Genomic DNA, 10,061 nt, shown 5'->3' on the forward strand with positions numbered 1-10,061 from the left:
GCAAAGCCGGTCATGCTGTGGATTTGAATAGTTCGTCTTGTAGCCATGGTTTTACTCCGTTTCCAAATACGAGTGAAAGTATGGACACTATAACACACCCGACCGACGATTTTCAGACGGCCTTTGGTGCCAAATTCCTCTATAATTCAAGGCAACCTATTTTTTATTCCCCCCAAAGGTTCATCATGAGTAACTACACCCGCACCGGCCGCGCCGCCGACAGCCTGCGCGACATCAAAATTACCCCCAATTTCCTCCCCCATGCCGATGGCTCCTGCCTTATTGAGTGCGGCAACACCAAAGTGATTTGCACTGCCTCCATCGACGAAAATGTCCCACCGTTCCTGCGCGGTAAAGAACAAGGCTGGGTAACGGCCGAATACGGTATGTTGCCGGCTTCCACCGCCTCCCGTATGCGCCGCGAGGCCGCCGCGGGCAAACAATCCGGACGCACACAAGAAATCCAACGCTTGATTGGCCGCTCTCTACGCGCCGTCGTCGATATGGAAAAACTCGGCGAACGCCAAATCCTGATTGACTGCGACGTCATCCAAGCCGACGGCGGCACGCGTACCGCCTCCATTACTGGTGCCTACGTTGCCCTGCAAATCGCCGTAGACAAACTCCTTTCAAACGGCCTTATCAGCGAAAACCCCATCCGTGAAGCCGTTGCCGCCGTTTCCGCCGGCGTGGTGGGCGGTGTACCGCTTTTGGACTTGGACTATCCAGAAGATTCAGGCTGCGACAGCGACGTTAACATCATCATGACCGCATCCGGCAAAATCATCGAAATCCAAGGCACAGCCGAAGGCGCACCCTTCAGCATCGAAGAATTGGGCAAACTCATTGCCCTCGCGCATAAAGGCATTGCTGAATTGGTTCAACACCAGCAGGCCGCTCTTTTGGCCCGATAATCAGCAAGGCTGTCTGAAAACTTTCAGACGGCCTTTTTTAACCAAACCCCTTTATGCGTATTTACTCAAAAAAGCGCGTTCTATCCTTGAATTCCATGTAAAAAATAGTAATAATAACCCTTTTTCCAGCAAACCAAGCTGCCCGACAACCCCCACAAGAAAGCACGAAACATGGCGTTAATCGTACATAAATACGGCGGCACATCAGTAGGCTCGCCCGAACGCATCAAAAACGTAGCCAAACGTGTCGCCAAAGCCCGCGCCGAAGGACACGACATCGTAGTCGTCGTATCCGCCATGAGCGGCGAAACCAACCGACTGGTCGCACTGGCGCACGAAATGCAAGAGCATCCCGATCCGCGCGAACTCGACGTCGTTCTCGCTACCGGCGAACAAGTGACCATCGGCCTGCTGGCCATGGCCCTGAAAGACATCGGCGTTGACGCCAAGAGCTACACCGGCTGGCAAGTCGCCCTCCAAACCGACACTTCCCACACCAAAGCCCGCATCGAAAACATCGACGACGAAAGAATGCGTGCCGATTTGGCTGCCGGTAAAGTCGTTATCGTAGCCGGTTTCCAAGGCATCAGCAGCGAAGGCAATATCTCAACCCTCGGCCGTGGCGGTTCGGATACCTCCGCCGTTGCCATCGCCGCAGCCCTCAAAGCCGACGAATGCCAAATTTATACCGACGTAGACGGCGTTTACACCACCGACCCGCGCGTCGTACCCGAAGCACGCCGCATGGACACGATCACATTCGAAGAAATGATCGAATTGGCCAGCCTCGGCTCAAAAGTTTTACAAATCCGCTCCGTAGAATTCGCCGGAAAATACAAAGTGCGCCTGCGCGTACTCAGCAGCCTGCAAGATGGCGGCAACGGCACCCTGATTACCTTTGAAGAGGACGACAACATGGAAAGAGCAGCCGTAACCGGTATCGCATTCGACAAAAACCAAGCACGCATCAACGTACGCGGCGTACCTGACAAACCCGGCGTTGCCTACCAAATCCTCGGCGCAGTTGCCGATGCCAACATCGAAGTCGACATGATCATCCAAAATGTTGGCAGCGAAGGCACAACAGACTTCTCCTTCACCGTTCCACGCGGAGACTACAAACAAACCATCGAACTCCTGCAACAACGCCAAGACAGCATCGGCGCCGCCTACATCGACGGCGACGACACCGTATGCAAAGTCTCCGCAGTCGGCTTGGGCATGCGTTCACACGTCGGCGTAGCCGCCAAAATCTTCCGCACCCTCGCAGAAGAAGGCATCAACATCCAAATGATTTCAACTTCCGAAATCAAAGTATCCGTCCTGATTGACGAAAAATACATGGAACTGGCTACCCGCGTTCTGCACAAAGCATTCGACTTAGGCAACTAATTCCAACCAGTCAAAAAGGCCTTCTGAAACTTTATTGTTTCAGAAGGCCTTTTTTATTTCCATTACATAAATCAACAACATCTTAATAAAAAAAATCAACTTTAGCTCAAAACAGTGTAGCCTGGCTTATTATTACCCTTGTTAATTTCATTATATATTCAATATTTTACAACCATCCACCTTCGCCGTTTAATTCCAAAAACATACCACTTAACCTAATTTGAGAAAAATAAACAAATCTGTAATAAAATAGGACAAAAGTACAAACAATTATCTACGCTCATCAATAAAAACAAATTTCCCCCAATTTTCTCCTAACTTAAGAAGGAATCCTAATATGAACGTATTAAACAAATTCGGTATGCTGATCTTGACCGCTTCCCTGCTGGCAGCCTGCGGCGACTCCGGTAATAAAGGCAGCAGCGACAAACCGGCAGAACAAGTTGCTCAAAGCGAATCTAGCTCTGCCAACAAATACGAAAAAGCTCTGAGCGAATTCCCGGAAGCAGATCCTAAACTGGCCGAACCTATCGTCATTTCCGATAAAAAATCTCCAGACGGTCTTGCCGAATTGCAAAAATTCATTCACTTCACCACTGGTGAAGAAGCTCAAAAAATTACTCAGCTAGGCCTAGAATTGCAAAACTTGGCTAACCAAAATAAAGAAAAAGAAGCTTTGGAGCAGATGAACAAACTGACTGCCGCACTGGAACAATTCCATCAGAGCGCAGCTGCCCTCGACATCAAAGATCCTGAAATCAAAGCAGTTCTGGATCGTGCATTACAAGTCAGCAGTGCTGCCAACAACATGATGATTTATGCAGGCAAACATGTTTCTGAGCTGACTATCAACGGCAAAGATAAAGATTCGCTCAAATTTGCCAATGATTTCCAAGAAAAATCTCAAAAATTGCAAGAAACCCTACGTGCAGCCAATCAAGAAGTACAAAAAGCTGCCGAAGCTTTAGGCAAAAAATACTCCCAATAAGCCTATTGTTTCCGATAAATATCGGTGGTATCGGCAACATCGATACCACCTTTCCAAACCCTAAGTCAGGTTGAACACAATGAATAATCTAAACCCTTCACTCCCCTGCCCACACTGCCATGCCCCGATCCAAGGCGGATTGGTTAAAGGTTTGGCCGCAGTCAAAGAATGTCCTTCCTGCCATAAAAAAGTCAAATTCAAAAAACCGCCTGTTGGCGAATATTTCAAAGCTTTGCTGAAACCTTTCGCTATTTTTGTAGTAGTTGTCTGCATCGTAGCGGCAATACTGATCAGCCTGTTTGGTACATTCCCCCAATATATCAGTATGGCATTAGTTATCGGCTTTTTCGTCTACTACATTATCCCGATTCAAAACAAACTTTCATCTTTTGAAAAAGACGAATAAACATATACTTTGCCCATCCAACCCACTTTTCCGGATGGGCAATACTTTATACGGCCCAATAAAAAATAATGAAATCGTCCCCATTTTTTTGTCCGCATTGCTCCAATCCGATTCGAGGTAGTGCATTCAAAGGACTGAAAAGCATTAAAGAATGCCCGACCTGCCACAAAAAAGTCCGCTATAAGCAGCCAACTGCAAAAGAAATCCGCCAAGCGACATGGAAAAAGAGCATTATTTTCCTTGCCCTGCTGACCTTATACCTTGCCTTTCTGATTGCACTATTTCGCGCAGATATTCCTTTTACGTATCTCATCCTTCCTATCATGCTCTATTTGGTTGCAGTCTTCCAGCCTGCCATTATCAAGCATTCTTCATTTGAGAAAGACGAATAGCCTGCTTTCAGACGGCCATCGCCTTCGATAACAAGGTTTGGCCAATACCGATTTTAATCCTTATCCCCGATATCCCCTCCAAGGCTTTTATTACATGAAACGTCCAGTCCCTGTTACCATCGCCACCGTTCTCTATTTCATCATAACTGCCCTTACTTGCTTTACTACGGTTGCTCTTGCGATTTATTCGGGCGATTTACTGATAGAGGTTGCAACCTTGGCATTCCCTTTCCTGCCTTGGTGGCTGTCTATGCCCCTATACTTCATCCTCCTTTCCTTACCGGTATTTATTGCTGTCGGCCTGCTTTCAGGTAACCGTTCTGCCCGTTGGCTGGCTATTGTGCTAGCGGCCTCTTCGCTAATCATGGTGTATAGCGATATGGCGAGCTATAGTTCTCAACAAATCATTATTCAATCCATTCTCCACCCTGTTTTGCTGCTCCTCATCTTCAATCCGGTATCCAACCGCTATTTCGCCAATGCGGCCTCAAAAACCGAATCCTAAACCATCGGATTTTGACTTCAAAAAAACTTAAGGCCGTCTGAAACCCTTGCCCTTACGCAAATCTTTTTCAGACGGCCTAAAATAGAATGGCCTTTTCAGACTGTCTTTTCCTAAGGCAGCCCTTCATACAAGCAATAATGCGTTTCCCTTAGCAGCTTTAAATACCAAACTGTAAGCAAACAAACCCATGAAATCAGTTTTTCCTATTTTCTTTATCCTGCTCAACTTATTCTTCATCCTCTATTTGCGACGCAAGCTATCTATATGGATTCGTTTGGCACTTTACTTGTCTATCGGTGGACTGTTTTATTTATGGATGTCCAACAAATCTGCCCTAACCTCCCTATTTGCACACACCCTGTCATTACAGCCATTCGACGTATTTCATGAGACAATCGGTTTTTCATTATCGGTTACAGTCTTCCTCAATCTGTTTGACTTGCTTGCCGTACCTTCGATTGTCCGTTTCCCCAACTTAATCCTCAAAAATCCCCAACACCACCATCAGTCTGTTCAATGGTATCTTGCCAATACTTCCCTTTTTGAACGCTTTTTCCACTATTTCTACTCTTTCTGCTGTTGCCTCATGTTTTATGGTATATGGCACGAAGCCTTCCGATAATCAATCTAAAAAACAAAGGGACATCATCAAAATGTCCCTTTGTTTATATTCAGACGGCCTTGAATATCTCCAACACTCAATCCTTCCCTCCTCTCGAAAAATGCTCAATCTCAAATCCGCTCTGACGATAAGCTCGAAAACGGTCTCGGGCTTCGGCCAAATCTTCTAAGCTGTTGCCCACAATTTCAAGGATACGGTTTGGAATGGCCGGGGCTTGGCTCCAGAAATCAGCAGACAGGTTCAAAACCGTGCAATCTTGCGAAATATTCGGCAATGCGTTTCCAAACGCAAGCAATACCGGCGTTTCAGACGGCATGGGGTCGGTAGGCAGCCAGACTTCATGCGGAATAAAGCTTTCGGGAATTTGCTGCCAAAAATCAACGTCTAGTTGCTGCACTGCCGCGGCAGAATCCGACCACACCAAAATCTGCCCGCCATCGCGTATGGCGCGCGCAATCAGGCGGCAGGCAAAGGCGGCCGGGCGGGCGACGTGTGTATAAAAAGTGGCTTTAGGCATGGCGTATTCTTTCGTTTAGGCAATGGATTGGCCGGTTTCAGACGGCCTTTTTGGTTTTCAACAATCTCAAGGCATTGCCCAACACCAGCAGCGAGCTGAAACTCATGCCGAGCGCGGCGATCCACGGGGTAACGTAACCAAACACGGCCAGCGGAACGGCAACCAGATTGTATGCGCTAGCCCAAGTCAGGTTTTGGCGGATAATTTGATGGGTGCGGCGTGCCTGTTCCATCATCACGGGCAAAACGTTCAAATCATCATTGAGCAAAACCACATCCGCACCGTCTCGCGCCACATCGGCACTCGTGGCCACGGCGGCCGACACGTCGGCTTGGGCAAGGACGGGGGCATCGTTGATCCCGTCGCCGATCATCATGACTTTACGCCCTTGTTTTTGCAGATTTTCCACATAAGCAAGTTTGTCTTCAGGCGTGGCTTCGGCACGATAGGCATCCAATCCCAGCTCTTGCGCGACTTGGGCTACGGCAGCTTGACGGTCACCGCTTAAAAGGTGCAGACGGATGCCGTGTTGTTTCAGGTTTTGCAACATTTCAGCGGCGCTGTCTTTGATTTGGTCTTCCAGCAAAAAGGCCGTCTGAAAACCGCTTTGATTGCCCAAGAAAATAATGCCGCCTGTGTGGTCGATATGGGCAAATGTTTCAGGCAGATTACCGGCGATTTCCGAAACAAACGCCGCTTTGCCCAAAGCCCAAACTTGGGTTTTGCCATCCAATTCGATTTGTGCGCTGACACCGTGTCCGATACGGTTGACCCGTTGCTGCACTTTCACATCAAGCGCGGATACAGGTCCGTCTAAAAGCGTATGGTTCAAAATGGCACGGGCGATGGGGTGTTCGGATTGCTGTTCCAATGCTTGGGCAACGGCAAGGGCTTGGACTTCGTTCAGACGGCCTGCTGACAACATACGGCTGACGGAAAGCTGCCCTTTGGTCAGCGTACCTGTTTTATCGAACACGACGTCGTCAATTTGAGCAAGCGTTTCCAGGCTTTGTTTGCCGCTGATGAGAATCCCGTCTTTGGCAAGCGCACCGGTAGAAGCAGCCAGCGCAGTCGGAGTCGCAAGCGACAAGGCACATGGGCAGGTAATGACCAGCAAGGCAACGGTAATCCACAAGGCGGTGTGCGCATCTGCATACCAAGCCCAGCCGATAAAAACAGGAATCGCAAGCAAAAGTTCGCCAAACACAAAACTGGACGCGTATTTTTCGGCCAACTCGGCGGCACGCGGTTTTTGCGCCAGCGCACGGTCGAGCAGTTTGACGATATGGGACAGGCGCGTGTTGCCACCGGTATGGTCGGTGCGGATGATTAAAGGGCTGCTGGTGTTAAGCGTGCCGGCGGTTACTTTTTCAGACGGCCTTTTGACAATCGGCAAACTTTCGCCGGTCAACATGGCTTCGTCAACTTCGCTTTCGCCGGACAAAACCGTACCGTCCACCGGAATGACTTCGCCAGGCTTCACAACAATCGTATCGCCGATATTGAGGCGGACGACTGCGGCTTCCTCGATGACTTCGCTTTCCGGATAAGACGGCAAACGGTGGCAGAATGCCGGAACCAGTTTGACCAACCGCTCCGCCGCATCGCCTGCTTTGCGTCGGGCAATCTGTTCCATAAAACGCCCGCCCAATAGGAAAAACAGCAACATGGCGATGGATTCAAAATACATGCCCTGCCCTGCGTTGGTGGCCAAACTGTAAATACCCGCAATAAAGGTCATCACAATGGCAATGGCAATCGGCGTATCCATGCCGACACGGCGGTTTTTCCAGTCGCGCCACGCGCCGCGGTAAAACGGCAACGCGCTATAAAACACAACGGGCAACACCATCAAAAAGCCGCCCCAATGCAGGATTTCCAAATAAAGCGGCTCGATGTCGCCGCCGTAAAAATAAGTCGGCAGGGCAAACATCATCGTCTGCATCATACCCAGACCGGCCACGGCCAATCTGACGATAAACTGTTTGCGTTCCTTCTGCGCCTGCACTTCGATTTTTTGCGCATCATAAGGCGCAGCGGTATAACCGGTTTGGCAGATTTTCAGCAAAATGTCCGACAATTCGATGTGGGCGCTGTCCCACACCACGCGGCAGCGGTGGGTACTGTAATTCAAATCCACGCGCACCACGCCCTTCATACGCAACAACTGCTGTTCAATCAGCCACACACACGCGGCGCAGGTAATGCCGCCCAGCATCAACACCGCCTCGCGCTCATCCCCTGCGCCAACCTCGACAAAATCAGCCTGCACTTCGGGCAAATCGTACAGCTTTAATTGCGACAACACTTCCGGTGGTGGCAATTCAGATTTTTCCGCGTCTGCAGTACGCTGTTTGTAATAATTGCCCAAACCTGCATCAATAATACTCTGCGCCACCGCTTGGCAACCGGCGCAACAGGTTTCGTGTTCTTCGTCTTCAAAACGAACCGTCAGATGCAGATGTTCCGGGACTTCAAGTCCGCAATGGAAACAGTTTTTTTGGGGATGTGTGGAAGATGTCATAATGTGTTCGATTTATTTTTCAGACGGCCTGAAACAACCGTCCCAGGGTGTTACATTTTAGCAAAAAGCGTTTTTCCGCCTCATTTCATTTACTTTTGAATTAATAGACTGTCGAGTTTTATAAAAAATATGGAAAACAAAGCATTGACCGTTTATCATATGATGAACGGTAACATATAAATACCGTTTATCTTTAAAAACTTCCAATTATTTTAATGTAAAAATGGAACTTTTTTAAAAATTCAAATATATTTTTTATTGACCTCAATCCATTTAAGCAGCATACTTTAGGCATTCCGCGAAGACGGAAATAAAAAACACACATTTACTTATAAAACTAACTTATTGGGAAACCTCACCATGATTGATCGCCTTATGCCTATCTTTGCCGTTATCGGCATTTTATCCAGCACCGTATACCTGAGCCTCGCCGCTTGGATGCTTTACGAAAGCGTGTTCAAAAAGAAAAGCCCTCTGTCGGCATAATCCTCGGATTTAAAATTTTACGGTAAGGCCGTCTGAATATTCAGACGGCCTTGTTTCATTCCATACTATCAATCACTTGGCTGTACGGCCAATTCAATCATCGCTTCGCGCAAACCATCCAAGCCCAAACTTTCGGCGACGGAAACATTCACGCCGACGGCATGTCCGGAATTGTCGCGCAAAATGCCTGCTTCACGCACACCCGACGGCAGCAAATCAACTTTGTTGTACACCACCAATTGCGGAATTTCATGCGCGCCGATTTCTTCCAAGACTTCGTTGACATCGTCCATCTGCCGTTCAAAATCGGGATTGGACGCATCAACGACGTGCAGTAGCACATCCGCCATCGCCGTCTCTTCCAAGGTGGCGGAAAACGCCGACACCAGCTTGTGCGGCAAATCGCGAACGAAACCAACGGTATCGGTCAAAATCACGCTCGCCTCATGCGACAGGAAAAGCCGACGCGCGGTGGTATCCAAAGTGGCGAACAACTGGTCTTTCGCCAATACGTCCGCTTTGGTCAACCGGTTGAACAGGCTGGATTTTCCGGCGTTGGTATAGCCGACAATGGCAAAGGTTTTCAGACGGCCGCTCATGCGCGATTTGCGGCGTGTGGCGCGTTGTTTGCGGACATCGGCAAGCTGCTTTTTCAATGCCGTAATTTTCTGTCCGATTAAGCGGCGGTCAGTTTCCAGCTTGGTTTCACCCGGCCCTTTCAAGCCAATGCCGCCCTTCTGACTTTGCAAATGTCCATAACCGCGTATCAGCCGTCCGCTCAAATGGTTCAACTGAGCCAGCTCCACCTGCAACTTACCTTCCTGCGATTGGGCGCGTTTGGCAAAAATCGCCAAAATCAAACCCACTCTATCGAGGACGCGGCATTGAAGCTCTTTTTCCAGATTACGCTCTTGTGTCGGCGTGAGTTCGTGGTTGAACACGACCAGCCCGACATCATGCTGCTTCACCACTGCCGCCAACTCTTCCGCCTTGCCCGTACCGACAAACAAAGCCGGATGCGGTTTATCGCGACGTGAAGTTTCGATAGAAACCAAATCACCGCCGGCCGCGTTTACCAATTCTGCCGCTTCGGTCAAGGCCGTCTGAAAGCCGCGCTCGCGCGTTTCGTTTGCGCCGGAATAGTCCGCCGTCAGCATCACGCCAACCAAGAGGACGCGTTCGGGCTTTTCCAAAGATTTATCGACGGAAAACAGATTGCGCTTGCTCAAAAAATTTCCTTTCAGACGGCCTGACGGCTGGGTCAAAGTCCTGATTAACGGTTTTTCAAAATATCGGCAAAATATTCGGTCACTTC

Annotated in this window: 11 protein-coding genes; 8 read left to right on the forward strand and 3 right to left on the reverse strand. The window is 49.0% G+C overall.

Annotation, left to right across the window (positions count from 1 at the left end):
• Positions 1 to 185: 185 nt before the first annotated feature.
• The 7 genes from rph to ACTHS3_RS08460 all read left to right on the forward strand — a co-directional run bounded on the left by rph (position 186) and on the right by ACTHS3_RS08460 (position 5,219).
• On the forward strand, positions 186 to 914 hold the full coding sequence (rph, locus tag ACTHS3_RS08430) for a ribonuclease PH (protein ID WP_039861956.1): 729 nt from the start codon (positions 186 to 188) through the stop codon (positions 912 to 914).
• 171 nt (positions 915 to 1,085) lie between these two features.
• A complete protein-coding gene (locus ACTHS3_RS08435) occupies positions 1,086 to 2,306 on the forward strand; it encodes an aspartate kinase (RefSeq protein ID WP_004519299.1) in 1,221 nt (406 codons plus the stop codon).
• A 337-nt stretch (positions 2,307 to 2,643) separates the two neighbouring features.
• On the forward strand, positions 2,644 to 3,294 hold the full coding sequence (locus tag ACTHS3_RS08440; RefSeq protein ID WP_440367671.1) for a hypothetical protein: 651 nt from the start codon (positions 2,644 to 2,646) through the stop codon (positions 3,292 to 3,294).
• 79 nt (positions 3,295 to 3,373) lie between these two features.
• The gene (locus ACTHS3_RS08445) at positions 3,374 to 3,700 is read left to right on the forward strand and encodes a purine permease (RefSeq protein ID WP_224783368.1); all 327 of its coding nucleotides are present in this window, start codon (positions 3,374 to 3,376) and stop codon (positions 3,698 to 3,700) included.
• Positions 3,701 to 3,768: 68 nt separating this feature from the next.
• Positions 3,769 to 4,092 (forward strand): hypothetical protein, encoded by a 324-nt coding sequence (locus tag ACTHS3_RS08450; protein WP_004519296.1) that lies wholly within the window; start codon positions 3,769 to 3,771, stop codon positions 4,090 to 4,092.
• 94 nt (positions 4,093 to 4,186) lie between these two features.
• A complete protein-coding gene (locus tag ACTHS3_RS08455; protein ID WP_440367673.1) occupies positions 4,187 to 4,597 on the forward strand; it encodes a hypothetical protein in 411 nt (136 codons plus the stop codon).
• 187 nt (positions 4,598 to 4,784) lie between these two features.
• A complete protein-coding gene (locus ACTHS3_RS08460) occupies positions 4,785 to 5,219 on the forward strand; it encodes a hypothetical protein (protein WP_141744533.1) in 435 nt (144 codons plus the stop codon).
• Positions 5,220 to 5,295: 76 nt separating this feature from the next.
• Here ACTHS3_RS08460 and ACTHS3_RS08465 read toward each other — a convergent pair whose 3' ends face one another.
• Positions 5,296 to 5,736: a DNA polymerase III subunit chi gene (locus tag ACTHS3_RS08465; RefSeq protein WP_004519293.1), complete on the reverse strand. Its 441-nt coding sequence runs from the start codon at positions 5,734 to 5,736 to the stop codon at positions 5,296 to 5,298.
• Between the two features lie 37 nt (positions 5,737 to 5,773).
• A complete protein-coding gene (locus ACTHS3_RS08470) occupies positions 5,774 to 8,260 on the reverse strand; it encodes a heavy metal translocating P-type ATPase (protein ID WP_440367676.1) in 2,487 nt (828 codons plus the stop codon).
• A 360-nt stretch (positions 8,261 to 8,620) separates the two neighbouring features.
• Between ACTHS3_RS08470 and ACTHS3_RS08475 the strand changes: the two genes are divergently transcribed.
• Positions 8,621 to 8,746: a hypothetical protein gene (locus ACTHS3_RS08475; RefSeq protein ID WP_003678791.1), complete on the forward strand. Its 126-nt coding sequence runs from the start codon at positions 8,621 to 8,623 to the stop codon at positions 8,744 to 8,746.
• 68 nt (positions 8,747 to 8,814) lie between these two features.
• Here ACTHS3_RS08475 and hflX read toward each other — a convergent pair whose 3' ends face one another.
• Entirely contained in the window at positions 8,815 to 9,975 is a 1,161-nt protein-coding gene (gene hflX / locus ACTHS3_RS08480) for a GTPase HflX (protein ID WP_107868065.1), read from the reverse strand.
• Between the last annotated feature and the right edge of the window lie 86 nt (positions 9,976 to 10,061).

The organism is Neisseria sp. P0009.S007 (genome assembly GCF_051962515.1).

Bases quoted from the DNA above. Each gene is read 5' to 3' on its own strand.
- rph (WP_039861956.1), top strand. From the start codon at position 186: ATGAGTAACTACACCCGCACCGGCCGCGCCGCCGACAGCCTGCGCGAC.
- ACTHS3_RS08435 (WP_004519299.1), top strand. From the start codon at position 1,086: ATGGCGTTAATCGTACATAAATACGGCGGCACATCAGTAGGCTCGCCC.
- ACTHS3_RS08440 (WP_440367671.1), top strand. From the start codon at position 2,644: ATGAACGTATTAAACAAATTCGGTATGCTGATCTTGACCGCTTCCCTG.
- ACTHS3_RS08445 (WP_224783368.1), top strand. From the start codon at position 3,374: ATGAATAATCTAAACCCTTCACTCCCCTGCCCACACTGCCATGCCCCG.
- ACTHS3_RS08450 (WP_004519296.1), top strand. From the start codon at position 3,769: ATGAAATCGTCCCCATTTTTTTGTCCGCATTGCTCCAATCCGATTCGA.
- ACTHS3_RS08455 (WP_440367673.1), top strand. From the start codon at position 4,187: ATGAAACGTCCAGTCCCTGTTACCATCGCCACCGTTCTCTATTTCATC.
- ACTHS3_RS08460 (WP_141744533.1), top strand. From the start codon at position 4,785: ATGAAATCAGTTTTTCCTATTTTCTTTATCCTGCTCAACTTATTCTTC.
- ACTHS3_RS08465 (WP_004519293.1), bottom strand. From the start codon at position 5,736: ATGCCTAAAGCCACTTTTTATACACACGTCGCCCGCCCGGCCGCCTTT.
- ACTHS3_RS08470 (WP_440367676.1), bottom strand. From the start codon at position 8,260: ATGACATCTTCCACACATCCCCAAAAAAACTGTTTCCATTGCGGACTT.
- ACTHS3_RS08475 (WP_003678791.1), top strand. From the start codon at position 8,621: ATGATTGATCGCCTTATGCCTATCTTTGCCGTTATCGGCATTTTATCC.